The following is a 25045-nucleotide window of genomic DNA, read 5'->3' as shown; positions in this document are numbered from 1 at the left end:
CATCCGATCGAGCCGTGGGCGGGTCGACCCCGCCCACGGCGTTTCACATTTCTCGAGGCTGACATGAAATCCGTACTCAGCGACAAGCGCGCCATCGGGGTCCTGCTCGGGCCGGCACTGCTGGTCTACACCCTGGTCATGCTGCTGCCGATGCTGTGGTCGCTGGGCTACACCTTCTTCACCGGAAGCGTTCTCGGCGGTTTCGACTTCGCCGGTTTCGCGAACTTCGCACGGTTCTGGAACGACCCGAACTCCGGCCCGGCCGTGCTGTTCACTATTAAATACGCGCTGTTGGTGACCGTCGGCCAGATCGTTTTCGGCTACCTTCTGGCACTGCTCTACACGTTCTTCCTCAAACGGGCGTCGAACGTCGTGCGCACACTCGTCTTCTTCCCAGTGGTGCTGCCCACCGTGGCCGTCTCGCTGCTGTTCCAGAAGATGTTCGAATTCGCGCCCCAGACGGGGCTCGTCAATTCGTTCCTCAACGGACTCGGTATGGAATCCGTCGACTGGCTGGGCAATCCCGGCACGGCCTTCGTGGTGATTGCCATCATGGACATTTGGCGCGCAATGGGTTTCTACGGGGTGCTCCTCTATACCGGGGTGATCGACATCCCAGACGACGTCATGGAGGCGGCACGGCTGGACGGTGCAGGCACGTTCAGCCTCATCCGCCGCATCGTGATTCCGCTCTCCTGGCCTGTGATCATCGCGGCCGGCATCTTCAGTATCAACGGCACGCTCAAAGTCTTCGACTCCATCTACGCGCTCACGGGCGGCGGCCCCGGTACCTCTACGACACCGCTGACTCTCTACATGTACCGCACCGCGTTCGCGGGAGGCGACTACGGGTACGGCTCGACAATCGCCCTCATGCTCACGATCATGTGCCTGCTCGTCACCGTCGCCATCTTCCGCTCCACCGCGCGCAACTCTAAGGAGTTCTCATGACGAACACCGCAATCGCCTCCCCGCGGCCGTTGAAGCCGGCGCGGCGACGGCGCAGCGTTCGGTCTGTGCTTGGCAAGATTCCGGGCTGGATCGTCGTGGCCGTGCTGCTGATCGTCTTCGTCTACCCTCTCGTCTGGCTCGTGCTGGGCTCGCTGAAGACGCAAGACGAATTCCTCAATAATCCGACCTGGGCTCTGCCGGAGAACTGGTTCAACTTCTCCAACTACTCCATCGCGTGGGAATCGACGGCGCACTACCTGCTCAACTCGGTGATCGCCGTCTTCCCCTCCCTTGCGATCTGCCTGCTCATCGGAACTGCCGCCGGATTCGCACTTGAGATCATGGTCTTCAAGGGCCGCAACACCCTGCTGTTGGTGTTCCTTGTGGGCATCATGATCCCGGGTCAGATGATCCTGCTGCCACTGTTCTCCGTATACTTCAACCTCGGCCTCAGCTCCACGCTCTGGCCGCTCATCATCACCTATACGGCCACGGCGTTGCCACTGACCGTGTTCATGATGGCGACGTATTTCCGCAACATCCCGCGCGAGATCTTCGAGGCGTCGACGATCGACGGCGCGAGCACATTGAAGTCGTTCTTCTTCATCGCTCTGCCGATGATGCGCAACGCGATCTTCACCATCGCGCTGGTGCAGTTCTTCTTCCTTTGGAACGACCTGCTGATCGCCCTCACGTTCACCACCGACGACAGCCTGCGAACCGTGCAGGTGGGCTTGCTCAACTTCACGGGGCAGTTCGGGGTCGTCGACTACGGGCCGACTTTCGCCGCAATCTGTATCAACGTCTTCATCATTCTGGCTCTGTACCTCGTGCTCAACCAACGCGTTATGCGTGGGCTCGCCGCCGGCGCGGTGAAGGGATGAGCTCGGCGGGTGTCCTTGCCCCCCGCCCCGTCAGCGTCCGGTTCGAGCATCACGCCGATGGTCGTCTCGGTATCGGTGAGTCTCGGCCTCGGCTGTCGTGGCACTATGACACTGCACCGGAGGGTTTTCGGCAGTCCGGCGCGGTGATCGAAGTCACCGTCGATATCCCCGGCCGCGATTCGGAAGTGACCGAGTACCTGGTCGACGGCGACGAGCAGGTCCTCGTCAGCTGGCCCGGACGCACCCTCGCGTCTCGCGAGCGCGTGCACGTGCGGGTGGCCAGCATCTCCGACTTCGGCACGAGCGAGTGGAGCGAACACGCAACCGTCGAGCTGGGTCTGCTCGACGAGGACGACTGGTCTGGTCGCTTCGTGGGCCCCGGATGGCCGGAAGACCGTGAGACCGATCGTCGTCCTGGGCGGGTTCGTGCAGAATTCACCGCGCCCGACGACGTCGTGCGAGCCCGGCTGTACCTGACCGCCCACGGACTTGCTCAGGCGGAGGTCAACGGGAGCCGAGTCGGCGATGAGGAGTTGACGCCCGGCTGGACCAGCTACCAGCATCGCTTGCGCTACGCGACTTTCGATCTCGATCAGCTCATCGTGCCCGGGGCGAACGCCATCGGAATCTGGCTGTCAGACGGATGGTGGCGCGATCGCATCGGCTTCGAAGGTGGATCACGAAACGTTTACGGGGACGATCAGTCTGTGCTCGCCCAGATCGAACTGACCCGGTCGGATGGGCGGCGCACCGTCGTCGCCAGTGACGATAGCTGGACAGCCGGTTTCGGGCCGATAATGCTGTCGAGCATCTATGACGGGGAGCACGTCGATCTCCGCGACGACGATGCGAGCTGGTCGACGACAGGCTGGACCGATCCGTCGTGGAGCGATGTAGCCGTGTTCGATCGTGGCTCGGCCAGACTGGTCGCACCGACCGGCCCGCCCGTCCGCTGCACAGACGAGCTCGCGCCCGTGAGCATCGACAGCAAGGGTTCCGGCCGCTGGATCATCGATTTCGGCCAGAACCACTCCGGGCGTTTACGCATTACCGGCCACTCGGCTGGCGGTAGCACGGTCGTGTTGCGGCATGCCGAGCTTCTCGAAGACGGTGAGCTCTACACGCGTACGCTGCGTCAGGCGAAGGCGACCGACGCGGTCGAGCTTCCGCCAGGCGACTTCACCTGGCAACCGCGCTTCGCCATTCACGGTTACCGTTACGCCGAGATCAGCGGATGGGAGGGCGAGCTCACGGCCGAGAGCGTGGTATCCCGGGTGCTCCACACTGATATGCAGCGGGTCGGCTGGTTCGAGAGCTCGAACGCCGAGGTCAACCGACTGCACGAGAACATCCTCTGGAGCATGCGCTCGAACTTCGTCGACATCCCTATGGACTGCCCGCAACGTGACGAGCGGCTCGGCTGGACGGGCGACATCCAGGTCTTCGCGCCCACGGCATCCTTTCTCTACTCGGTCACCGGGATGCTCTCGTCGTGGCTGGAGGACGTAGCGGTCGAACAGACCGACCGCGGCACGGTGCCGTTCTACGTGCCATACCTGCCGCTGGGCAGCTGGCAGCACGCTCCGGTCGACCCTGTCGCCGTGTGGGGCGATGTCGCGGTGCTCACTCCCGACGTTCTGCATCAGCGCACCGCCGACATCGAGCTACTCCGCCGGCAATACCCGAGCGCCAAGGCGTGGGTCGACGAGGTGCATGCCCGGGCCGGAGAAGACCTGATCTGCGCGGGCACGATGCAGCTCGGAGACTGGCTCGACCCGGCGGCGCCAGCAGACGAGCCAGAGCTCGCCACGACCGACCCATACTTGGTCGCGACGGCATACTTCGCTCGGTCCGCACAGCGGTTGGCGCTGACTGCCAAGATCATCGGCGAGTCCGAGGATGCGCAGTTCTACGGTGACCTTGCCTCGGCGGTCGCGTCGGCTTACGCAGACCGTTTCCTCAGCGCCGACGGCAGGGTGGAAGGTGGATCTCAGGCCGCTTACGCGCTGACGACGACGTTCAGACTCTGGCCGACCCCGGAGTTGCAACGGGTCGGCACTTCCCGCCTCGCAGCGCTGGTCAACGATGCCGGCGGACGGGTCGCAACCGGATTCGCCGGCACGCCTGTCGTCTCCGACGCGCTCACGCTCGGGGGGCAGGACGAGGCGGCCTACCGGCTCCTGCTCTCAGACGAATGCCCGTCGTGGCTGTACATGGTCAGAATGGGTGCCACCACGATCTGGGAGCGGTGGGACAGCATGCTTCCCGACGGCACCGTCAATCCCGGCGATATGACCTCCTTCAATCACTACGCCCTCGGCTCTGTCGGTGATTGGCTGCATCGCGTCGTGGGAGGTTTGGCCCCTGAAGCGCCCGGCTATCGTCGCATCCGATTCGCCCCGCGACCCGGCGGCGGGCTCACATCGGCGAGTGCGCGGCACGTGACGCCGTATGGTGAGGCGTCGATCGAATGGCGTGTGATGGACATTGGTTTGCACGTCACATGCGTCGTGCCGGTGGGTACTTCGGCGGTACTGGATGTTCCAGGCCACGACGCGGTGGAGCTGGCCCACGGGCGGCACGATGTCACATTTGGGCTGCTCGCCGTCGCCTGACGGAGCATGCGACGGCATGGCATGATTCAGCCCGCCGCAGCTCGTTCTTTACAGGTGCGTGGTTTCTCCCACTCCGGGTGAAGATTCTCGACGATCAGACGGGCTCGCGAGCCGCTCTATGGCGGCCACGACCTCCTCGACCGCGGGCAGTGCTCGCAGCTGCGTTGCGATTGCTTGCCCGGCCAGGCGGTACGTCGGTGTCGACAGGATGTGTGTCGCGACTGTTCTGATCTCGGTCGATGTGGCTGACTCCGCGATCAAGACGGCTCCGGCTCCGGCAGCTTCGACGTAGTCTCCGTTGGGCACTTGGTCTGCACCGAGCGGAAAAACGAGCACCGGAACGCCAGCGTGCAGCGCCCCGACGACCGAACCGGAACCGCCGTGGTTCACGACGAGATCGGCATGCGGCATGAGTTCTGCCTGGGGAACATATTGCTCCACGCGGATACTGCTCTGCCCGAGATCCTCCGTGGGTTCGACCGTTCGAGGGTCGACCCAGGGGCCCGTGGTGACCAGAATTCGAGCGGACAGTCCGGCGACGGCGTCGAGAATGCGACTGAACAGGTCTCCGGAGCTCGTGTTGAACTCCGTGCCGAGGGTGACGTAGATGCGAATGGCCTCGTCGCCGGCTCGAAACCACTCGGCCGCGGGGTGGGGTGCGGCGATCTCGACGGGCGTGGGTCGAAGACGCATGACGCTGCCGCCGAAGTCGCTGTCGGGCCGCATCGAGGCCGTGGCGGGCACCACGGTCAGCGCTCCATCCAACATGGTCAGATGCGGGTCGGGCGCGAGCCCTGCCGCGAAGCGAAGCTGTTGGATCGGTACTCGGATGGAGTCCTTCCACGAATTGCTCGCGGTGGCGAAAGCTGTCACGACGACGCATGGGAGCCCGGCCTCCTCAGCGGCGGTCATTGCTCCGAAATCGAATTCGCTGCACACGAGGATGTCGGCAGGCCACTCGGTCAGAAGCTGGTGCACGTCGATCAATGCGCCATACGCGGCTGTGCCGAGAAATACTTCTTCGACTTTTTGCAGCACTCGCTTCGAGTCGAAGGGTCTCATGGAGCCGGTGCCGACCGTGCTCGATGGCAGCGTGATGTCTCGGGGGCAGAGTCGGGTGAATCCTGTCTGCTCGAGCACCGGCTCTCGAGCGCCGATCAGAGCGGTGTGATGACCGAGGGCTTCGGCATGACGGGCGATCGGCAGCAGAGGAGCCAGATGGCCTCGGCCTCGAGGGAACGAGAAGGCGATGTTCAGGGGTCGATCCGGGGGTGTCGCCATTGCCTGCGCTCCAATCTGGCCGTGGGGGTCGAAAGCAAGCGATTCTGATTTTCGCTAGACGATCGTCTAGCATCATCATGCCGTCTCCCGCACAATCTGTCGATTCGACAGCGGACGGCCTCACGCAATCACGGTGATGAGTCACCTCAACTCGGCTGGCGAATCGAAAACCTCGGCTGCCATCGTCGTTCGCCCTGATCGTGACTGAGTTGCGGAATTTGGCCGCTTCGGCTCGTTGGGAAACGGCCCTTTCCCGCACTTCAGCGTGTGGCAGTGCTTACGCGAACGCGTTCACGCCCGTGAGCTCTGCCGACAACTCCCACAGCCGGGCGGCGTCGTCGCGATCGATCGCATGAGCATCCACCCCCGCGAAGCGGGCCGTCGGGCTGCCGGCGACGGTGGGCTCGGCGATGTCGCAGTCCTCGCAGTACACGCCGCCCATTCCCTCGAGCTGTGGTGATGTCGCTGCCCACGTCGAGGTGGCCGCGCCCTGCGCGGGCGTCTTGAAGCGCTCGTTCACGGTGCCGTCCTCGGTGATCCAGCCTGAGGCGATCATCTCTTCGCGGGGCAGGTGGCGCTGCAGCTCGGTCATGATGCCGCCCGGATGCGCCGCGAAGGCGCGGACGCCGTGCGACTGACCCAGCGCATCCAGCTGCACGGCGAACAGGCTGTCGGCCGTCTTCGCCTGGCCGTACGCCTGCCACTTGTCGTAGCCCGAGGTGAACTGCGGGTCGTCGAAACGCATGGGGCTGAGCTTGTGCCCGGTCGACGACAGGGCCACCACGCGGGCGCCTCCGTCAGCGACGAGCGCGGGCCACAGCAGATTCGTGAGCACGTAGTGGCCGAGGTGGTTTGTGGCGAACTGCGACTCCCAGCCGTCGCCGACGCGCGCCTCGGGCGAGGCCATGATCGCCGCGTTGTTGATCAGGATGTCGAGGCTTCGCCCCGATGCCACAAAGCGCTCCGCGAAGGCTCGCACGCTCGCAAGATCCGAGAGATCGAGCGTGTCGACCTCGACCTCGGAGAGGCCTCGCGCATCCAGGGCCTGCCGCGCCACGTCGGGGCGGCGAGCCGGCACGACGACGCGCGCACCGGCATCCGACAGTGCGGCGACCGTCTCGATGCCGAGCCCAGAGTACCCGCCCGTGACGATGGCCGTCTTGCCCGACAGGTTGATGCCCGCCAGCACATCGCTCGCCGTGGAACGGTCGGTGAATCCGGAGGGGAGCGCGTGCTGGGGTGTGGTTGTCATTGATCAAGCGTACGTCTGGATCACATATGCGCGTCCTCAGAGGGCGGCCGCGGATCGAACATCGCGAGGGCGGCTCCGACCGAGTCGTGAGTGAAGCGGAACCCGCTCTTCATGAGCTGATCGGGGAGCATTCGTTGGCTGCTCAACAGCAGTTCGTCTGCTGCGTCGCGCAGGGGGAGACGCAGTAGCCACGTGGGCAAGGCGAAGAGATGTGGGCGGCGCAGCACGCGAGCGAGCCCACGGGTTATCTGCTCACTCGTGGCGGGTGTCGGGCCGACGAGGTTCACGGCGCCATGGACGTCTTCCGAAGCCAGATGCTGGATAGCGCGCACCTCGTCGACGAGCGAGATCCACGGCCACCACTGCTGGCCCGAGCCGAGTCTCGAGCCGAGGCCTGCGAGGGTGAGAGGAACGAGGGGTGCCGCGGCTCCGCCTCCCTTGGCGAGAACGATTCCCGTGCGCAGGAGCACAGTGCGAGTGAACGCGGCCGCTCGCTGGGCTTCGGCCTCCCATCGAGCCGTGACATCTGCGAGGAATCCCGTTCCTCGCACAGCGTTTTCACTGAGCGCGTCGTCGCCACGGTCACCGTAGAAGCCCGATGCGGAGGCGTTCAGGAAAGCCGACGGCGGTGTGGGTGAGGCCGTGATCGCGTCCACGAGCGTGGCTGTCGCATCCAGACGTGATTCGAGGATCCGAGTCCTCCTCCCTGCCGTCCAGGGCAGTTGAGAGATGCTGGAGCCTGCCAGGTTGATCACCACATCGATACCGTCGAGAGCGCCGGGAGCCAGCTGACGGCGCTCCGGCTGCCACTGCGTCTCCACCGGTGAGATCGGTTCGCGGCGAACGAGCCGGCGCACGTCGTGCCCGTCGGACGCGAGCGCCGCAGTGAGCGCCGTGCCGATGAAGCCCGAGGCTCCCGCGAGAAGAATGGTTCTCGATTCATTCATGACAGTTCTCGTCTCTCTAGTCCAATATTGGACTACTTGCCGATACGCTACTCTTTTGTTCAGGATTGGACAAGATGGGGAGAAATGACTGAGAACTGGCTGACCCCTGCTGAGGCCGGGCTGTGGCGCCAGTGGGTCGATGTGCAGTGGAAGCTCGAGCGGCGTCTTGGCGAGCAGTTGCGTCCGTTCGGGTTGACGCACGGTGAGTACGCCATCCTGAGCATTCTCGAGGCGAACGGACCAACCGGTTGCCGCATGACCCGGCTCGGCGAACTCACACAGAATCCCAAGACGAGGCTCACGCAACAGGTGCGCAGACTCGAGCAAGCGCATCTGGTCTCGCGCGCAGCCGTCGAAGAGGACGCGCGGGGCGTTCGTGTCGTGCTCACGGATGAGGGCCGACGTGTGCTGGCCGCCGCAGCGCCGGGTCACTCTCACGTCGTGAGAGAACTCGTCGTCGGGCACATCGGTGAGGAGGATGCTCGTGTGTTTGCGCGTGTGCTGCGCGACATCGAAAACCGACTCGATGCACAAGGACAGGCGGCCGGTAGCTAGATTCGGGGGATGCACCTCTTCTTTCGCACGGTCTGGTACCAGTGGCGCGCCCGATCGAGGCGTCGCGTGGGAACGTTCGACGTCGCGTCCACGCCCTTTCGGGTGCTGCCCACCGACCTCGACATCTTCAGGCACATGAACAACGGCGTCTACCTCTCGATTCTCGACCTCGGGCGCCTCGACATGCTCGTGCGCTGCGGGCTGTGGCGCATCTTCAATCAGCGCGGCTGGTACCCGGTCGTCGTCGCCGAGACGATCAGCTTTCGCAAGTCGCTCACCCTCTGGCAGCGCTTCGACGTGGAGTCTCGCGTGCTCGGCTTCGATGACAAGGCGGTCTACGTCGAGCAGCGCTTCGCGGTCGACGGCGAGATCTACGCACACGCGTTCATCCGCGGCCGCTTCCTGAAACGCAGTGGCGGCGTCGTTCCGATGCCCGAGCTCCTGGATGCCGTGGGCCCGATCCCCGCCGAGGTCACGGTTCCGGAATGGCTGCACGAGTGGGGCCAGAAAACAGCGCTGCCCGCGACGAAGGCTCCCGCGCCCAGCGAGTGGTGACTCTCCTGGAGTAGCAGGTACCGATGCGGTCAGTGGGTACCGGTGTGCCGGTACATACTGTCCGCAGCGGGGACAGTTACAGGCGTACGCCGCGCCGCTAGTGTGAGTGGCACGTTGCATGCGCTTCGCCAAGGGGAGAACGGGGAGAACTATGAGCACGATTCCAGGGATCGATCCGTCTGTTCCGCCGAGTGGCACGGGCTGCGTGGAGTGTCTCGAGACCGACGATCAGTGGTGGTTCCACCTGCGCCGCTGCGCGCAGTGCGGGCACGTCGGCTGCTGCGACAGTTCGCCGAACCAGCACGCGTCGAAGCACGGAGCCGCGACGGGGCATCCGATCATTCAGAGCTTCGAACCCGGCGAGGACTGGGTCTGGAGCTTCGAGACCGCCGAGTACTACGACGGAGCCCCGCAGCTTGCAGCGCCCGACAGCCACCCCATCGATCAGCCTGTTCCCGGGCCGGCGGGGCGCGTTCCTTCGAACTGGCAGGAATTGTTGAACCAGTAAGGGAGTTGGTGATCTCGATACGGCCGCAGGTGGCCTACTCGATCAACGCGTAGAGGGGGGCACATGCAGGACTCGGTTATCGCGATCATCTGGATCGTGTCCTTCGTGGTTGTCACCGTCGCGGTCAGCGGGCTGACAAAGCGCATCGGCTGGTCGGCTCCCGTGTCGCTCGTGCTCGTCGGGGCCGTGGCCTCGTTCATCCCCGGCGTGCCACATCTCGAGATCGAACCCGATCTCATCCTCTATGGGCTGCTTCCACCGCTGCTCTTCGCGGCGGCCATTCGCACGTCGTTCGTCGACGTACGCGCCCGGCGCGACGGCATCCTGCTTCTGTCGGTGGGCCTTGTGGCCTTTACCGTGGTGGTCGTGGGCTTCGCCGCGTGGCTCGTCATCCCGGCCATCTCGTTGGCCGCCGCGTTTGCGTTCGGCGCGGTCGTCGCGCCGACGGATGCCGTGGCCGTGACGGCCGTGGCCGGTCGCCTCGGTCTGCCCCGGCGACTCGTGACCGTGCTCGAGGGCGAGAGTCTGCTGAACGACGCCACCGCTCTGGTCGCCCTCAACGCGGCCATTCTTGCGATGGTCAGCATCATCACCCCGTGGATGGTCGCGACCGACTTCGTGATCGCCGTGGTCGTGGGGGTGGCGGTGGGCCTGGGCGTCGGATGGGTGCTCTCGAAGATCCGCCAGCAGCTGAGGGCACCCGTACTCGACACGAGCCTGTCGCTGGTCACGCCTTACCTCGCGTTCATTCCCGCGCAGCTGTTCCACGGATCGGGCGTTCTGGCGGTCGTCGTCGCGGGCCTCTTCCTGGGGTACAGATCGCCCGTCATCCAGACTGCTGAGGCGCGCATCGCCGAGTCGATCAACTGGCGCACCATTCAGTTCCTGCTCGAGAACGCCGTCTTTTTGCTGATGGGCCTCGCCCTCGCCGAGATCTTCGACGGCGTCGTCGACTCTGGCCCGGGCTTCTTGACGACGGTCGGCATCTCCGCGGTCATTCTGCTCGCGCTTATCGTGTCTCGGGTGGTGTGGATGCTCATCACCACCTCGGTCTACCGGTTCGGCCCCCAGTGGTTGCGGGGCCGCGGATGGAGTTGGCGTACCGGGATCGCGGTATCGTTCGCCGGCATCCGGGGTGTGGTCACGCTGGCGGCCGTGTTCCTGCTGCCCGAAGAGACGCCGAACAGGGAATTCCTGCAGTTTTTGGCCTTCGTCGTGGTCGCCGGAACTCTGGTCGAGGGGTTGGCGCTTCCCTGGATCATTCGCAAGCTTCGCCTGCCCGCGCCCGATGTCGAGCAGGAGCGCGGTGAAACCCAGCGGCTCATGGCCGAGGCGCAGACCGCGGGCCTCGACCTGCTCGAGCAGCAGGAGCTCGACGGTGTGGAGCCCGGTGTGGTCGAGCGGTTGCGTACGAACGCGCGATTCTTGGCCGAAGCGCTCGAGAATCCGCCCGAGGCCGATCACGAGACCCGCCCCGCGTCGTACAACAGGCTGCGTCGAATGATGGTGCAGGCCGAACGGCAGGCGGTGCTCGACGCCCGATCCGAGGGTCGTTACCAGGAGCGCGCGGTCAAGACGACGCTGGCGTTCATCGACGCCGAGGAATCCGCCCTCGATATGCACAAGCCGCCGAAGCCGGGCGAGAACCTCACCTGAGCGGGCGCGGATGGCGCGAGGATCAGAGCCGCAGTAGCTCGGCGCGGGCGAGTGCATCACCGTGCACCTCTAGGGGCCAGTCTGGGCGGGCGAAATTCTCACGGTCGAGGCGCAGCTTCTGCATCGTGTTTGGTTCTCCCGGGCGGGGCTCCACGACGGTGACACCCGCGTCGGTGTAGCCCAGTCGACGCGAGACACCGAGCGACGACTCGTTCCACGTGGCCGCGCTCGATTCGGCGATCTCGACGTCGAGATGGTCGAAAGCGAAGAGCAGAATGGCAGCCCGCATCTCTTTGCCGAAGCCCTGGCCTTGGGCCGAGCGGGTGAGCCACGACCCCGATGACACGGTCTTCGTGCGAGCCAGGTTCTCGGCGCGCAGGTCCTGCATTCCGATGACTCGGCCCTCATACAGAACGACGAAGTCGAGCGTCCATGTGCCGGGTTGCACGGTTGTGCGCAGATGCCAGTGGTACTTCGCGAAGTCGCGGACGAGCTGCTCGGGCTCGGCATCGGTCCAGGGTGAGGAGAACGGCATGCGCTCGGGCGGGTGGATGCCCGCGAGCACCGCTTCGACGACGGCCGGAAGATCGTCGTCGCGCATCAGTCGTAGCTCGAGCCGTGGCGAGCGCAGTCTCAGCGCGAAGAGCGGCCACACGTCGTCGAGAGTCAACATGGTGCCCCAGAGTACTCGAAAGGCCGTCAGGCGTCGGCGCGGTGGCGGTGAATGCGCCGGATGATGAGCCACGCAATGACTCCCGCGATTGCTGCATAGACCGCGTAGTTGAGGTAGTCGCTGTATTTCTCGATGATCTCGTACTGCGTTCCGAGCGCTGCGCCGAGACCGATCAGCAGACCGTTCCAGATCGCGCTTCCCGCGATGGTGAAGATGCTGAAGGTCACGAGATGCATGCGCTCTGCTCCCGCCGGCAGCGAGATGAGGCTGCGTACGCCCGGAATGAATCTGCCGAAGAACACCGCCGACTTGCCGTGCCGGGAGAACCACGAGGCAGCCTTCTCGAAGTCGTGCTTGTCGACCAGGGGCAGCTTCGACAGCCATTCGATCGCCCGATCCATTCCGAGCTTGGCGCCGAGCCAGTAGAGGATGAGCGATCCCGCGTAGGCGCCGAGGGTGCTCGTGATCATCACGAGAACGAGGTTGAGCTCGCCCCGCTCCGAGAGGAATCCTGCGAGCGGCAGGATGACCTCGCTCGGGATCGGAGGGAAGACCGTCTCGAGCAGGGTGAAGAGCCCCACCCCCCACTCGCCGATGCCTTCCATCAGAGTGAGAGCGAAGCCGGCGAGCCCGCCGAGCTCGGTGGGGTTGCCTGCTGTACGGATCATCCCCTCAAGGGTGGCATGCCGCGGAAAGTCCTTCCTCCCAAGGGCCTGGGAACCGGCGGCCGGAATCGGCATCCAGGTTTTTCTCAGTATTTTGACGTGCCAGACGCGTGACGAATCGCGGCCGAACTGCGTCATAGACGTGAGAGCCGCACACGCTGGCTCTTCATCTAAACGAGAAAGACAGGAACGAATCATGAGCGCAGCAGACAAGATCCAGAACGCCGCCGAAGACCTTGCTGGCAAGGCCAAAGAGGCGCTCGGAAACCTCACCAACGACGACAGCAAGGTCGCTGAGGGCAAGGCCGAGCAGGCCAAGGCCGACGCGAAGAAGGCCGGCGAGAACGTGAAAGACGCGTTCAAGCACTAAGCGCCCTTTGTCGACCCCGGCCCACGAGGCCGGGGTCGGCCCGCTTAACGGCATCTCGCCACACCCCGACGTCACATGTGAAAGGCCACAGACACAGAACGTGAATACCTTCATCTACTCGCAGGGCGACCGCTGATGGGCAAGCTCATCTATGGAAACTCGGGCGCTGAAATGGTTCTCGACGATCGACCGCTCAACCATGTTCGAGTGGTCGTGCTCGCGAAGCTTCGCCGCGGCGAGAGCTTCGCTCTCTCGTGGGAGAACGATCGCGGTCACCACATGATGTGGCTGCACCCCTCGATTCCCCTCTATTTCACCTTTTCCGGCAAACGGCATCCCACCCTCAATCGTGCGTGGATCGATGCGCTGATGCGCACCGCGAATTCGCCCAACGGGCTCGAGGTCGTGCCGGAGCCCACCGCGGTCGAGCGATGAAGCATCGCCCGCGCAGTGTCTGGTTCGCCCTCGGCGCTGGCGTGATCGTCACCGTCATCGTCGCGACCGTCGTGCTCGTGCCCGTGATCGGTCTCGTCGCGTCTGCCGCGGCATCCGCCCCCCTCGTCGACTTTCCGGTCGGCGCCATGATCGTCACTGTCGTCGGCGGCTATGCGCTGGCTGCCGGATTCCTGGCACTGATTCTGCGCATCCGTCGTGGTGCGCTCGCTTGGATCTGCTCTGTCGCCGCTGTCATCGCGGCGTTGATCGTCTCGCTCTATCCCCTGGCCGCGGGCGCTATCGCCGCAGCGGATCAGGCGGGCGAGGCGATCCCGACCATCGTCGAATGGGTCGGCAGATTGCAGCAGCTGCTGCCCTGAGAAGAGCGGCCCGAAAAAAAGTTCAACAATCCGCGTGACGAATCCGTTGCCACCGACGACCTATTCATGAAGCACAACACAGCCCCGGAAGATCCGGGCATCAGAACCCGAAGGAGATCATCATGGCCAGCACCACTCCCGCCACCCCCGCCTCTGTCGCTCCCGCAGGAGTCACTACCGAGTCGAGCACTCTCGGCAAGACCGTCATCAACGACTCCGTCATCGCCAAGGTCGCCGGCATCGCAGCCCGCGAGTCGCGCGGTGTCTTCGCTCTCGGTGGCGGCGCCGCTCGTGCGTTCGGCGCCATTCGCGAAGCTGTCGCCGGCGAGGACAAGAGCCAGGGAATCAACGTGGAGGTCGGCGAGACGCAGGTCGCCGTCGACGTGACCATCGTCGCCGAGTACCCGGCGCCGCTGCAGGATGTCTCGGACGGCGTTCGCGCCAACGTCATCAAGGCGGTCGAGTCGATCGTCGGCATGGAGGTCACCGAGGTGAACGTGACCGTCAACGACGTGCACCTTCCCTCGGAGGACAACTCCGACGACGCTGAGGCCCGAGTACTGTGACCCCCTCGGCAACCCGCACGGGTATTCTCATCGGCGCGGTTCTCGCGCTCAGCGGTGTCGCCTTCGGCTTCTGGGCGTTCGTCTTCGTCGCGGTGGCCATGGCCATCGGCGCCCTCGTCGGCCGAATCGTCGACGGCAAGCTCAACGTGGCAGGCCTCGTCGACGCGTTCCGCGGAAAGCGATCCTCCTCATGAGTGTCGCCGCGACGTCTCCGGCCGGCGCGGCACAGCGCGGTCGAACCCGCATCACGTCGAAAGCCCTGAACCGCGTCGTGTCGGCCGTCACTGCAGACGCACTGGGAGTCGACTCGAACCACGTGGGCGTCGATCTCGCCGACCGTGACGGGCTTCTCGCCCTGACGGTGACGACACCCATCCGAGTCGTATCGCTCGATCGCATCCAGTCCGACAGCTCGGTCGTCGGCCGCTCCGGCGGCTCGATTCTCGACCGCGCCGCGCGGGCCCAGGGTGACATCCGAGAGCGGGTGACGACCCTCACCGGATCGCAGATCGCGCAGGTGATCGTGAAGGTCTCCGGCGTCTCCATCCAGCCAGAAAAGAGAGTGAAATGAGCTCCAGCAACCAGGCTCTCTACGCCCGCATCGCACGGCGCGAGACCCACTCCTCGCGCTCGATGCTCGCCATCGTCTTGGCGATCATTCTGATCGTGGTCTTCGCCTGGGCGGGGACCGAGGTCGTGATCGCGTTGCTCGGGCTGCCCGCGCTGCTCGTCGCGCCATCCGACATGTTCGCGTCTGCCGTCGGCCTTGCGGAACAACCCGCTGCGCTCGTGGCAACCGCCGGCATCGTTGCGGCCGTGGCCGGCCTCGTGCTGATCATCACGTCGCTGTCGCCGGGTCGCCGCGCGCGGCACCTGATCGACACCGAGCGGGCGGTGACCGTCGTCGACAACGAGGTGATCGCATCCGCTCTCGCCCGCCACGCGTCGTACGCCGGCAACGTCGACCCCGATAACGCGACCGTGTCGGTGTCCCATCGACTCGGCGTCGTCGATCTCACACCGGCGTCGGGCATCCCCGCAGATCGCGACGCCGTCACCCGCGCCGTGACCGAGCAGCTCGACTCATACGGGCTGCGGCCCACAGTCCGCGCTCGTGTACGCATCGCTGAGAAAGGCAAGGTCGGAGCATGACCAGCACCAATCGTTTCGCGAACAGGCTTCTGATCTTCGTCTGCGGCCTCGTGCTGCTCATCGTCGGCGGCGCTGCTGCTGCCGCGGTTCTCGTGCCGGGCATCCGGGATGTCTGGAAGGACACGGGCTCGCAGGTCACCGAACAGGTCGGGTCGTGGTTAGAGCAGACACAGCTCGCGGGCCTCGGGGTCAGCTGGATCCTCGTCGCCGTCGTGGCGCTTCTCGTCATCGCCATCGTGATTCTCATCGTGTTCATCGCTCGTCATGGGCACGGTCACACGTCGAGGGCCGTCACCGATTCCAGCGGAGAGCACGGCACCACGATCGTCGAGTCGTCGGTTGCCGAGCAGGCCCTTCAGGATGCTCTGGACGGCCACTCCGAGTTCGTCGCGTCGCACGTCTCCACCTACAGAGTCCGCCGCACGCCCGTGCTGAAGGTGTCGATCACCTGCCGCCGCGGAGTGTCCCCGAAAGACGCGGCGGGAATCGTCGAGTCGAAACTGCTCGCTCTCGACGGGCTGCTGGGGCGCGAACTGCCCGCGCTGATCCAGGTCAGCGGCGGGTTCCGAGCCCGGGTCGGCAAGACAACCCGCCTGCAGTAGAAATCAGGCCTCGCCGTCGACGTAGACCCACTCGCCCGCGACCCGGGCGAAGGTGCTGACCTCGTGCTGAACGCCCGACGATCGGCCCTCCGGCGCATCCACCCTGTATTTCGCGCGGAACTCGACGACCCCGTCGCTGTCGCGCTCCGAGCCGCGCTCGGTGCGCACGATCTCGAGCCAGAGCCATCGTGTGTCGGGGTCGATCTCGATCGACGCGGGTCGGGCATCCGGATGCCATGACCGCAGCAGGTAGGCCGGGTCGCCCACCGCGAATGCCGAGAACCGCGACCGCATCAGGCGCTCGGCGGTCGGGGCGCTCGCGGCCCCGCTGTGAAACGGCCCGCAGCACTCGCCGTAGCTCAGGCCGGAGCCGCAGGGGCAGCGCGCGTCGGGATCCACGCATTCATTATGAGTGAGGCCGCAGGTCTCAGTGGAACTGCGGAATGATCATGTACAGGCTGTAGAGAACGGCGGCCACGCACACGGCGAGGCAGGCGAAGGCTCCGACGGTGGCCCCGAGGGGGCGCTCGCCTCGGGCGGTCGAGACGATCGACCCGTCGGCGCCTGTGTCGTCGGTGGAGCCGACGGCCAACAGGCGCAGCCCGACGGCGTAGAACGACACGATGACCACCGCGGCCACAAAAGCAACCACGAAGACGGTGCCGAAGGCGGCCCAATCGATGCCGAGGAATTTATCCGACGCGTCTGCTGCTGCGGTGCGTGCCGATTCGCTGAAGATGGTCATGACATCAGGCCTTTCCGGCGGAGGTGGAGACCGCGGCGGTCTCGGATTCTTCGGATTCGACGTCGTTGACGTTCTTGTGGTTCACCGGGTGGCGGCGAGCCAAGGCGACGAAACCGAGTCCGCCGACGAGTGCCAAGACGGCCACGATGATCAGTCCAGCCGTGCTGGTGCTTGCCAGCCACGCGGCCAGGCCACCGACCAGAGCGGCGGCGGGAAGCGTGAAGAGCCACCCCGTGGCGATCTTGCCCACGACTCCCCAGTGCACCTTGGCCAGCTTCTTGCCGAGACCCGATCCGACGACCGCTCCCGAGGTCACCTGGGTCGTCGAAAGCGCGAAACCCAGGTGCGACGAGATCAAGATGGTCGCTGCCGAACTCGTCTCGGCGGCGAATCCCTGAGCGGGCTGCACATCGGTGATGCCCTTGCCGACTGTACGCATGATGCGCCATCCACCCAGATAGGTGCCGATGGCGATCGCAAGGCCGCAGCTGGCGATCACCCAGAACTGCGGTGCGGTTCCGGGGCTCTGGTAACCGGCGGCGATGAGCGTCAGCGTGATGACGCCCATCGTCTTCTGGGCGTCGTTCGTGCCGTGGGCGAGCGAGACGAGCGAGGCCGAGATGGTCTGGCCATGTCGGAAACCGGCATCTGCCCCGCGGGAGCGGGCCTGTTTGGTGATCGTGTACGCGGCATACGTGGCCACCAGTGCCACGAGTCCGGCGACCAGGGGAGAGAAGAGCGCGGGGAGGATCACTTTCGACAGAACAACGCCGAAGTCGACCGAGCCGAAGCCGGCTCCGATGACTGCGGCGCCGATGAGGCCGCCGAAGAGCGCGTGGGTGGAGCTGGAAGGCAGACCGAGATACCAGGTGCCGAGGTTCCACAACACAGCGCCGACGAGCCCGGCGAAGATCATCGTGGGCGTGATCTGCACGCCACCGTCGCCCTCTTTGATGATGCCCTGAGAGATGGTCTTCGCGACCTCCGTCGACAGGAAGGCGCCGACCAGGTTGAGCACGGCAGAGATGGTGACAGCGACCTTCGGCTTGAGCGCGCCCGTCGCGACGGAGGTTGCCATGGCATTCGCCGTGTCATGGAACCCGTTCGTGAAGTCGAACACGAGGGCTATGGCTATGACGAGCAGAACGGTGATGAGCGCATCCACGTTTTTCGTCCCTTCGGATCGGGCGCTGCAGTGATGAGGAGTGAAGTGCTGCCGATCAGCGCAGCGCGACCGGAACCATGTCGCGACGCTGCCAGCGAATCGAGATGCTGCGCCTGAAGTCGGAGCGGCCGAAGCCCTGCTCGAGCTCGCTCACGACCGCCGCCATCGATGCCGCGAGTGTGGCCTCGTCGGCCGCCACGACGTTGAGCGTGAGCGAACGACCCTCCTGCCGCACCAGCACGCGCCCCGCGTCGGGAATCGACACGATGAAGCCGTGGGCATCCACCGGCATGCGCCTATACCGAGCCAGCCGATCGGTGAAGACCGACAGCGCATGGGGGGAGTGGAGGGCGGTGAGGGTCGCCGTCGACGTGTGCATGGCGCCACTGTGTCAGGCTTCGGTGACGCGCGGGTGAACGTGCCGTGACGGGAGATGATCACGCGTCGATGCGGCGAATGTCTGAGCCTCGGGTTAGCCTGCCGTCACCATGACTCTTGAGGCGGCGCCCGCGGCATCCGAGGTCGTCGCCACCGTCTACGCGCCGGCGCACGACGTCGACGTCGCGCGCACCATGGGCGTGCACAGCAGAGGAACGGGCGACCCGACCTGCCGCGCGACGCCCGAGGGGTTCTGGCGCACGGTGCGTACACCGATCGGAGCGGCAACGCTGCTGCTGCGCCAACGCCGGCACGGCATCGAGGCCTACGCGTGGGGCGAGGGTGCGCACTGGGTGATCGAGCGGGTTCCCACGCTTCTGGGTCACGACGACGACTGGTCCGAGCTGTCGCTCGACACGCATCCCGCGCTCGCGGAGGTGCGTCGGCGCAACCCGGGAATGCGGCTCAGCCGCTCGGGGCTCATGATGGAGGCCCTCGTGCCGGCCATCATCGAGCAGAAGGTCACCACGCTCGAAGCGCACCGGGCCTGGTACAAGCTCATTCGTATCCACGGCGACGCGGCTCCCGGCCCTGCTCCCGCCGGCATGTACGTTTCACCGCACGCCGACATCTGGCGTGGGGTGCCCTCGTGGCAGTGGCATCGCGCCGGCGTCGATCCGCGTCGCAGCCGCACGGTGGTGTCGGCGTGCCAGGTCGCCACCGCTCTCGAGCGTGCAGCCGGTGTGGATGCTGCCACGGCCGCGAAACGGCTGCAGACGCTGCCGGGTATCGGTCGGTGGACCGCGGCCGAGACCACGCAGCGCACGCACGGCGACCCCGACGCGGTGAGCGTGGGCGACTACCACCTCGCCGCCCACGTCGGTTATGCACTGACCGGCTCGCCCGTCGACGACGATGGCATGCTCGAGCTGCTCGAACCCTGGCGAGGGCACCGACAGCGCATCGTGCGTCTCATTCTGGCCAGCGGCTTCGCCAAGCCCAGGCATGGCGCGCGCATGACGATCCAAGATCACCGAGCGCACTGATTCGAGCCGGGCGAATGGGTCAGGCCAGAACAGTCTTCGAGTGATCGCTCGGGTTGACCAGAACGCCGATCTCGCCACCGGGGCGCCAATCGACCTTCGTCTTCTCGGGAACGAGCTGTCGTTGCCGCACCGAGTAGCGCCCGACACCGTCGAGCTCGATCTCGAGAGTCAGATCGAAGAACTCGTTGCGGTCGATCCATTCTCCAGTGCGTTCGACGGTGACGATCGTTGCGGTTGCCCGAGGCCAGTCGCGCATCAGCGTCACGTCGACATCGAACGGGTTCTCGATCTCATCGTCGATGCCCTGCACCACGGCGGGGCGCAGGGGCAGCTCGTCGGCACCGAACCACTTCTTCGCTCGAAAACCGAGATCCATGGACGCAATCTGATCGAGCATCCGAATCGTGAACGCGCCACTACGCGGCGATCGGATGCGAATGATTCATCGTAGACACAGCGACTCACGTCGAGTCAAGACTTATGAGCAAAGTTCAGGCTTTGAGCTGCTGCGTCAGCTCACTGATTCGAGTACTGCCATCGCCGCATTGTGGCCGCCGAGCCCGCTCACCGCCCCGCCGCGTCGAGCTCCCGAGCCGCAGACCAGGATGCGTTCGTGCCGCGTAGCGACGCCCCACCGTTCCGCGGGACTTCCGAGCGGGGAGCCATCCTCGACGAACGGCCATGACAGCGGGCCGTGAAAGATGTTGCCGCCCGGCATGCCGAGTGCGCGCTCGATGTCGAGCGTGGTCTTGGTCTCGATGCACGGCCGGCCTTCGTCGTCTCGCAGCAGGCATCCTTCGATCGGCTCGGCGAGCACGCTGTTCAGCGACGCGAGCACCGCAGCCTGCAGGCGCTCGCGCATGGTGTCGTTGTTCTCGTCGGTGATCAGTCGCGAGGGCACATGAAGGCCGAACACGGTGAGGGTATGGGCGCCGGATGCCTGCAGCTCGGGCGACAGGATCGACGGGTCCGTGAGCGAGTGGCAATAGATCTCGGCGGGCAGCGGCGAGGGGATGGCGCCCGAAGCCGCATCGTCGACGGCGCGGTCGAGCTCGGCGTAGCCCTCGTGAATGTGGAACGTGCCTCCGAACGCGGCCTCGGGCGAGACCGTCTCGTCGAGCAGCTTCGGCAGACGAGACAGCAGCAGATTGACCTTCACCTGCGCTCCCTCGGGCTGTGTTCGGGCGTCGTCGGCGCTGTTCTCAACGAGAAGGCGGTCGAGCACGAACGGCGCGACATTCGAGAGCACTCTCTGCGCGCGAACGACCTGATCTGCGCCGTCGATCGTGAACGCAACCGTGCCGTCGGGGTCGACCGAGGTGACCTCGGCGCCGGTCGCGATCGTGGCGCCGGACTCTGTGGCAGCGTGCCACAGCGCGCCGCTGACCGCGCCCATGCCGCCGACCGGAACGTCCCAGTCGCCGGTTCCGCCGCCGATCACGTGGTACAGAAAGCACCGGTTCTGCGCGAGGTCTTCGTCGGATGCTCGGGCGAACGTTCCGATCAGCCCATCGGTGAGCAGAACGCCCCGCACCAGGTCGTTCGCGACATCGGCCTCGATGGCTCCGGCGAGGGGATTCTCGATGAAGGCATTCCAGCTCGCATCATCGGCCACGAGCGCCTTCGCCTCCGAGCGGGTCATCAGCGGCTCGGTCAGGCTCGGCCAGAGGCTCTCGGCGAGCCTCGCCGTGCGCTGCTGGAAGTCTGCGAAACCCCGCGCATCCGATTCGGCGCCGATCGCGGCGAACGAGTCGGCCGTGGCCTCGGCGTCGCCGTTGTCGATGAGCAGCCCGGTCGAGGTGCCGGGCAGAGGAGTGTATGAGGAGTAACGGCGGCGCAGCAGAGTGATGTCGAGGCCGAGGTCGTCGATGATGCGCTGTGGCAGAAGGCTGACGAGATAGGAGTAGCGCGAGAGCCGCGCGTCATGGCCCGAGAAGGCCTGCGCCGACACGGCTGCTCCGCCCGTGTGCTCGAGTCGCTCGAGCAGCAGCACCGAGCGGCCGGCCTTGGCGAGGTATGCGGCTGCGACGAGGCCGTTGTGGCCCCCGCCCACGATCACGACGTCGACTTCGGAGGGCAGGGCCGCGGTGCTCATGCCTCGAGCATAGTTGCGGGCTGCGCTCCGCCTCCGGCTGTTGGAGGCGCCCACGTCATATCCTCGAAGAGTGACCTCTGCGAACCCGAACTCGCCCGACTTCGAGGCCGATCCGAGCCTCACTCCCGCCGACCTCGCGTCGCAGGCAGTGGCGCTCGTGCGTCGCTGGCTCGACGAGTCGAAAGACGTGGCCCCCGATCCCTCCGCCGAACGTCTGGCCGGGGTGCTCGAAGACCCCGACGGCCTCGCGTTCACGGTGGGCTTCGTCGATGGCGTCGCTCGGCCCGAAGACACGGCGGTGGCCGCCAAGAATCTGCAGATCCTCGGCCGCAAGGTACCGGCGTTTCTCCCGTGGTACCTGCGCGGTGCCGTGGCGGCCGGCGGAGTCTTCGGAGAGGTCGTTCCGGGAGTCGTCGTGCCGGCGGCGCGCAAGGTTCTGCGCCAGATGGTCGGGCACCTGGTGGTCGACGCGACCCCTTCTAAGCTCGGCCCCGCGATCGAGAAGCTGCGTGCCGACGGATCGCGACTCAACCTGAACCTGCTGGGCGAGGCCGTTCTGGGCTCTGCCGAAGCGCGACGCCGCCTCGAGGGAACCGAGAAGATGCTCGCCAGGCCCGACGTCGACTACGTGTCGGTCAAGGTGTCGGCAGTTGCCAGCGATCTCTCGATGTGGGCGTTCGACGAGACGGTCGAGCGCGTGGCCGAGACCCTGCTGCCGCTGTACCGCATCGCTCTTCCCGAAAACAAGTTCATCAACCTCGACATGGAGGAGTACCGCGACCTCGACCTGACCCTCGCGGTGTTCATGCGGATCCTCGACCGCGAAGAGCTGCTCGGCTACACCGGCGGCATCGTGCTGCAGGCGTATCTGCCGGATGCGCTGGGCGCGATGCAGCGCCTGCAGAGATGGGCGGCCGCGCGTCGCGAGCGTGGGGGCGCGCCGATCAAGGTGCGCGTGGTGAAGGGCGCCAACCTCGCCATGGAACACGTCGATGCGGCCATCCACGGCTGGCCGCTCGCCACCTACGACACCAAGCGCGACACAGACACGAATTACAAGCGTGTGCTGGAGTGGGCGCTCACTCCCGAGCGCACCGACGCCGTGCGCATCGGAGTCGCCGGTCACAACCTGTTCGACATCGCACTCGCGTGGCTGCTCGCGAAGAATCGCGGCGTGACCGAGAGCATCGATTTCGAGATGCTGCTCGGCATGGCGACCGCTCAGGCCGACGCTGTTCGCCGCGAGGTCGGGCAGCTGTTGTTGTACACCCCCGTCGTGCACCCCAAAGAGTTCGATGTGGCGATCAGTTATCTCGTGCGCCGCCTCGAAGAGAACGCGAGCGACGAGAACTTCATGTCGAGCGTCTTCGACATCGCCGCCAGCGACGCGGCATTCGAGCGGGAGAAGAATCGGTTCTTGGTTTCGGTCGATGCCTTGGCTGTCGAGCCCGGCCCGTCGACAGGCTCAGGGGGCGTACCGATGCGCAACCGCACTCAGGATCGGGGCGATCTCTCGGAGCTCGCTCGCGCGACGGAGTTCGAGAACACGGCAGACACCGATCCCTCGCTGGCTGCGAATCGCAGCTGGGGCCGACGCATCCTGAGTCTCGTCGGGCCGAACAACGGTATCGGCATCGACACGATCGACGCGGCTCGGGTGACCGATCCCGCGGCGCTGGATGGGATCATCCAGTCGGTACGAGCGGCGGGCGCCCGCTGGGGTACGCAGACGGGCACCGAGCGCGGCGCCGTGCTGCGCCGTGCGGCGCTCGCACTCGAGGCGAACCGCGACCGACTCATCGAGGTCATGGCCACGGAGACGGGCAAGACCATCGCCGAGGGCGACCCCGAGGTGAGCGAGGCGATCGACTTCGCCAACTACTACGCGGCGCGCGCCGCGGAACTCGACCGTGTCGATGGCGCCGTGTTCGTGCCGTCGGCGCTCACGGTCGTGACGCCACCATGGAACTTCCCCGTCGCCATCCCGGCAGGCTCGGTGCTCTCTGCGCTGGCAGCGGGAAGCGGAGTGATCATCAAGCCCGCGCCCCAGGCGCGACGCTCGGCCGCGGTGCTCGTCGAGGCGCTGTGGGAATCCGGCATCCCGCGTGATCTGCTCGCGCTCGTCGACATCGACGAGGGCGATCTGTCTCGGCAGCTCATTGCTCACGAGAGCGTCGATCGCGTCATTCTCACCGGCGCATACGAGACCGCGAAGCTGTTCCGCTCGTGGCGGCGCGACCTCTCGCTTCTCGCAGAGACGAGCGGCAAGAACGCCATCGTCGTGACTCCCGCAGCAGACCTCGACCTCGCCGTCGCCGACATCGTGAAGAGCGCTTTCGGCCATGCCGGCCAGAAGTGCTCGGCCGCGTCGCTCGTGATTCTCGTCGGTTCTGTCGCGCGCTCCGAGCGCTTTCACCGACAGCTGGTCGATGCGGTGTCGTCGCTGCGGGTCGGCTACGCATCCGACCCCCTCACCGAGATGGGCCCGCTCATCGAACCGGCAGAGGGAAAGCTGCTCGACGGGCTGACCACGCTCGGTCCGGGCGAGAAGTGGCTGGTCGAGCCCGTGCGGCGCAGTTCCGACGGGCGACTCTGGACCCCGGGAGTGCGCGAGGGCGTGTTGGAGAGCTCGCCGTTCCACACCACCGAGTACTTCGGGCCCGTTCTCGGAATCATGCACGCGTCGACGCTCGAGCAGGCCGTCGAGTTGCAGAACGGCACAGACTACGGGCTGACCGCCGGGCTGCACTCGCTCGACGCGGCGGAGATCGAGCAGTGGCTCGCCACCGTCGAGGCGGGCAACCTCTATGTGAACCGGGGCATCACGGGCGCCGTCGTGCAGCGCCAGCCGTTCGGAGGATGGAAGCGCTCCGCCGTGGGCGCCGGGGCCAAGGCCGGCGGCCCGAACTACCTCGTGCACCTCGGCTCGTGGAGAACCGAGGAGGGCCAACCGAGTCAGGGCCTCAGCAACGCGGGGCTCGACGGCCGCGTGGGCGCACTGCTCGACTCGGCTCAAGCCGGCCTCGACTGGAACCACTTCGACATCGCCCGCCGCGGTGCCAAGAGCGACGCGGTCGCCTGGTCGGACTCGTTCGCCCCCGTCGATCGATCGGGGCTCGGTGTCGAGCGCAACGTGCTGCGCTACCGTCCCGTTCCGGTCACGGTGCGCCTGTCGGACGACGGCGAGAGGCACGAGCTTCTCCGCGTGCTCTCGGCGGCGACGCTCGCCCGCTCGAAGGTCACGTTGTCATCGGCGCACAAGCTTCCGCGGCCGATGCGTGCCCTGCTCAAGGAGTGGAACGTGCGCGTGGTCATCGAGAACGACGAGGCGTGGCTCGCCCGAGTCGCCGCGGAAGGGGTCGCGACCCCGCGCATCCGGCTCATCGGCGGCTCGGCCACGCAGCTCGCCGACGCGCTGGGTGACGAACCGGATGTCGCGGTGTACGCCGGCGAGGTCACGCGCGCGGGCCGCATCGAGCTTCTGCCGTTCGTGCGAGAGCAGGCAGTGTCGATCACGAATCACCGCTTCGGCAACCCGAGCTCTCTGACCGACGGCCTGCTGTAGCCGT

General features: G+C 65.9%; 28 protein-coding genes. 17 read left to right on the top strand and 11 right to left on the bottom strand.

Annotated features, from left to right (window positions below; all coding sequences use genetic code 11):
• Positions 1 to 63: 63 nt before the first annotated feature.
• The 3 genes from B9Y86_RS04870 to B9Y86_RS04860 are packed head-to-tail and all read left to right on the top strand — an operon-like array spanning position 64 to position 4450.
• Positions 64 to 951, top strand: a complete 888-nt coding sequence (locus B9Y86_RS04870; RefSeq protein WP_085483419.1) for a carbohydrate ABC transporter permease — start codon at positions 64 to 66, stop codon at positions 949 to 951.
• Positions 948 to 1835 (top strand): carbohydrate ABC transporter permease, encoded by an 888-nt coding sequence (locus tag B9Y86_RS04865; RefSeq protein WP_085483417.1) that lies wholly within the window; start codon positions 948 to 950, stop codon positions 1833 to 1835. The genes B9Y86_RS04870 and B9Y86_RS04865 overlap by 4 nt, the downstream gene beginning before the upstream one ends.
• On the top strand, positions 1832 to 4450 hold the full coding sequence (locus tag B9Y86_RS04860) for an alpha-L-rhamnosidase (RefSeq protein ID WP_085483415.1): 2619 nt from the start codon (positions 1832 to 1834) through the stop codon (positions 4448 to 4450). Before B9Y86_RS04865 ends, B9Y86_RS04860 begins: the two co-directional genes overlap by 4 nt.
• Positions 4451 to 4498: 48 nt before the next feature.
• On the opposite strand, the gene B9Y86_RS04855 is transcribed toward B9Y86_RS04860, so the two are convergent.
• The 3 genes from B9Y86_RS04855 to B9Y86_RS04845 all read right to left on the bottom strand — a co-directional run bounded on the left by B9Y86_RS04855 (position 4499) and on the right by B9Y86_RS04845 (position 7930).
• Positions 4499 to 5731 (bottom strand): glycosyltransferase, encoded by a 1233-nt coding sequence (locus tag B9Y86_RS04855; protein ID WP_085483413.1) that lies wholly within the window; start codon positions 5729 to 5731, stop codon positions 4499 to 4501.
• A 277-nt stretch (positions 5732 to 6008) separates the two neighbouring features.
• Entirely contained in the window at positions 6009 to 6983 is a 975-nt protein-coding gene (locus tag B9Y86_RS04850; RefSeq protein WP_085483411.1) for an SDR family NAD(P)-dependent oxidoreductase, read from the bottom strand.
• 20 nt (positions 6984 to 7003) lie between these two features.
• Positions 7004 to 7930, bottom strand: a complete 927-nt coding sequence (locus tag B9Y86_RS04845; protein ID WP_085483409.1) for a TIGR01777 family oxidoreductase — start codon at positions 7928 to 7930, stop codon at positions 7004 to 7006.
• Between the two features lie 84 nt (positions 7931 to 8014).
• On the opposite strand from B9Y86_RS04845, the gene B9Y86_RS04840 reads away from it, so the two are divergent.
• The 4 genes from B9Y86_RS04840 to B9Y86_RS04825 all read left to right on the top strand — a co-directional run bounded on the left by B9Y86_RS04840 (position 8015) and on the right by B9Y86_RS04825 (position 11204).
• On the top strand, positions 8015 to 8485 hold the full coding sequence (locus tag B9Y86_RS04840; RefSeq protein ID WP_085483407.1) for a MarR family winged helix-turn-helix transcriptional regulator: 471 nt from the start codon (positions 8015 to 8017) through the stop codon (positions 8483 to 8485).
• A gap of 9 nt (positions 8486 to 8494) precedes the next feature.
• The gene (locus B9Y86_RS04835; protein WP_085483404.1) at positions 8495 to 9040 is read left to right on the top strand and encodes an acyl-CoA thioesterase; all 546 of its coding nucleotides are present in this window, start codon (positions 8495 to 8497) and stop codon (positions 9038 to 9040) included.
• A gap of 151 nt (positions 9041 to 9191) precedes the next feature.
• The gene (locus B9Y86_RS04830; RefSeq protein ID WP_085483402.1) at positions 9192 to 9548 is read left to right on the top strand and encodes a UBP-type zinc finger domain-containing protein; all 357 of its coding nucleotides are present in this window, start codon (positions 9192 to 9194) and stop codon (positions 9546 to 9548) included.
• 63 nt (positions 9549 to 9611) lie between these two features.
• Positions 9612 to 11204 carry a Na+/H+ antiporter gene (locus B9Y86_RS04825; protein ID WP_085483400.1) on the top strand — a complete coding sequence of 531 codons (1593 nt, stop codon included), beginning with the start codon at positions 9612 to 9614 and terminating at the stop codon, positions 11202 to 11204.
• A gap of 22 nt (positions 11205 to 11226) precedes the next feature.
• On the opposite strand, the gene B9Y86_RS04820 is transcribed toward B9Y86_RS04825, so the two are convergent.
• On the bottom strand, positions 11227 to 11877 hold the full coding sequence (locus B9Y86_RS04820; protein ID WP_176223257.1) for a GNAT family N-acetyltransferase: 651 nt from the start codon (positions 11875 to 11877) through the stop codon (positions 11227 to 11229).
• Between the two features lie 26 nt (positions 11878 to 11903).
• Complete coding sequence (locus tag B9Y86_RS04815) at positions 11904 to 12545, bottom strand: DedA family protein (protein WP_085483398.1); 642 nt, start codon at positions 12543 to 12545, stop codon at positions 11904 to 11906.
• 193 nt (positions 12546 to 12738) lie between these two features.
• Here B9Y86_RS04815 and B9Y86_RS04810 point away from each other — a divergent pair, with 193 nt between their 5' ends.
• The 8 genes from B9Y86_RS04810 (at position 12739) to B9Y86_RS04775 (ending at position 16047) form a co-directional block, all read left to right on the top strand.
• Positions 12739 to 12912 carry a CsbD family protein gene (locus B9Y86_RS04810; protein ID WP_085483396.1) on the top strand — a complete coding sequence of 58 codons (174 nt, stop codon included), beginning with the start codon at positions 12739 to 12741 and terminating at the stop codon, positions 12910 to 12912.
• Positions 12913 to 13047: 135 nt separating this feature from the next.
• Complete coding sequence (locus B9Y86_RS04805) at positions 13048 to 13347, top strand: DUF7882 family protein (protein WP_085483393.1); 300 nt, start codon at positions 13048 to 13050, stop codon at positions 13345 to 13347.
• Complete coding sequence (locus B9Y86_RS04800; RefSeq protein WP_085483391.1) at positions 13344 to 13727, top strand: hypothetical protein; 384 nt, start codon at positions 13344 to 13346, stop codon at positions 13725 to 13727. Before B9Y86_RS04805 ends, B9Y86_RS04800 begins: the two co-directional genes overlap by 4 nt.
• A 122-nt stretch (positions 13728 to 13849) precedes the next feature.
• Positions 13850 to 14293 carry an Asp23/Gls24 family envelope stress response protein gene (locus B9Y86_RS04795; protein ID WP_085483389.1) on the top strand — a complete coding sequence of 148 codons (444 nt, stop codon included), beginning with the start codon at positions 13850 to 13852 and terminating at the stop codon, positions 14291 to 14293.
• Positions 14290 to 14487: a DUF2273 domain-containing protein gene (locus tag B9Y86_RS04790; RefSeq protein WP_085483387.1), complete on the top strand. Its 198-nt coding sequence runs from the start codon at positions 14290 to 14292 to the stop codon at positions 14485 to 14487. The genes B9Y86_RS04795 and B9Y86_RS04790 overlap by 4 nt, the downstream gene beginning before the upstream one ends.
• A complete protein-coding gene (locus B9Y86_RS04785; RefSeq protein WP_085483385.1) occupies positions 14484 to 14864 on the top strand; it encodes a hypothetical protein in 381 nt (126 codons plus the stop codon). The genes B9Y86_RS04790 and B9Y86_RS04785 overlap by 4 nt, the downstream gene beginning before the upstream one ends.
• The gene (locus B9Y86_RS04780; RefSeq protein ID WP_085483383.1) at positions 14861 to 15445 is read left to right on the top strand and encodes an Asp23/Gls24 family envelope stress response protein; all 585 of its coding nucleotides are present in this window, start codon (positions 14861 to 14863) and stop codon (positions 15443 to 15445) included. Before B9Y86_RS04785 ends, B9Y86_RS04780 begins: the two co-directional genes overlap by 4 nt.
• Entirely contained in the window at positions 15442 to 16047 is a 606-nt protein-coding gene (locus B9Y86_RS04775) for a hypothetical protein (RefSeq protein ID WP_085483381.1), read from the top strand. Before B9Y86_RS04780 ends, B9Y86_RS04775 begins: the two co-directional genes overlap by 4 nt.
• Positions 16048 to 16050: 3 nt before the next feature.
• On the opposite strand, the gene B9Y86_RS04770 is transcribed toward B9Y86_RS04775, so the two are convergent.
• Genes B9Y86_RS04770 through B9Y86_RS04755 form a run of 4 tightly spaced genes read right to left on the bottom strand, consistent with a single transcriptional unit; the run spans position 16051 to position 18336 of the window.
• Positions 16051 to 16446 carry a YchJ family protein gene (locus B9Y86_RS04770; protein WP_085483378.1) on the bottom strand — a complete coding sequence of 132 codons (396 nt, stop codon included), beginning with the start codon at positions 16444 to 16446 and terminating at the stop codon, positions 16051 to 16053.
• Positions 16447 to 16474: 28 nt separating this feature from the next.
• Entirely contained in the window at positions 16475 to 16792 is a 318-nt protein-coding gene (locus tag B9Y86_RS04765; RefSeq protein ID WP_085483376.1) for a hypothetical protein, read from the bottom strand.
• 4 nt (positions 16793 to 16796) lie between these two features.
• On the bottom strand, positions 16797 to 17957 hold the full coding sequence (locus B9Y86_RS04760) for an inorganic phosphate transporter (protein ID WP_085483374.1): 1161 nt from the start codon (positions 17955 to 17957) through the stop codon (positions 16797 to 16799).
• Between the two features lie 55 nt (positions 17958 to 18012).
• Positions 18013 to 18336, bottom strand: coding sequence for a hypothetical protein (locus tag B9Y86_RS04755; protein ID WP_085483372.1), 324 nt, complete (start codon positions 18334 to 18336; stop codon positions 18013 to 18015).
• Between the two features lie 109 nt (positions 18337 to 18445).
• Here B9Y86_RS04755 and B9Y86_RS04750 point away from each other — a divergent pair, with 109 nt between their 5' ends.
• A complete protein-coding gene (locus B9Y86_RS04750) occupies positions 18446 to 19381 on the top strand; it encodes a DNA-3-methyladenine glycosylase family protein (protein WP_085483370.1) in 936 nt (311 codons plus the stop codon).
• Positions 19382 to 19400: 19 nt separating this feature from the next.
• On the opposite strand, the gene B9Y86_RS04745 is transcribed toward B9Y86_RS04750, so the two are convergent.
• Positions 19401 to 19757, bottom strand: a complete 357-nt coding sequence (locus B9Y86_RS04745; protein WP_139824728.1) for a DUF3592 domain-containing protein — start codon at positions 19755 to 19757, stop codon at positions 19401 to 19403.
• A 135-nt stretch (positions 19758 to 19892) separates the two neighbouring features.
• The gene (locus B9Y86_RS04740) at positions 19893 to 21476 is read right to left on the bottom strand and encodes a phytoene desaturase family protein (RefSeq protein WP_085483366.1); all 1584 of its coding nucleotides are present in this window, start codon (positions 21474 to 21476) and stop codon (positions 19893 to 19895) included.
• Positions 21477 to 21546: 70 nt separating this feature from the next.
• Between B9Y86_RS04740 and B9Y86_RS04735 the strand changes: the two genes are divergently transcribed.
• Positions 21547 to 25041: a proline dehydrogenase family protein gene (locus B9Y86_RS04735; protein ID WP_085483364.1), complete on the top strand. Its 3495-nt coding sequence runs from the start codon at positions 21547 to 21549 to the stop codon at positions 25039 to 25041.
• Positions 25042 to 25045 lie beyond the last annotated feature (4 nt).

It is taken from the genome of Agreia pratensis (assembly GCF_900177685.1).
GTDB classification, from domain to species: domain Bacteria; phylum Actinomycetota; class Actinomycetes; order Actinomycetales; family Microbacteriaceae; genus Agreia; species Agreia pratensis.
This window is presented reverse-complemented; position numbering and strand designations above follow the sequence as displayed.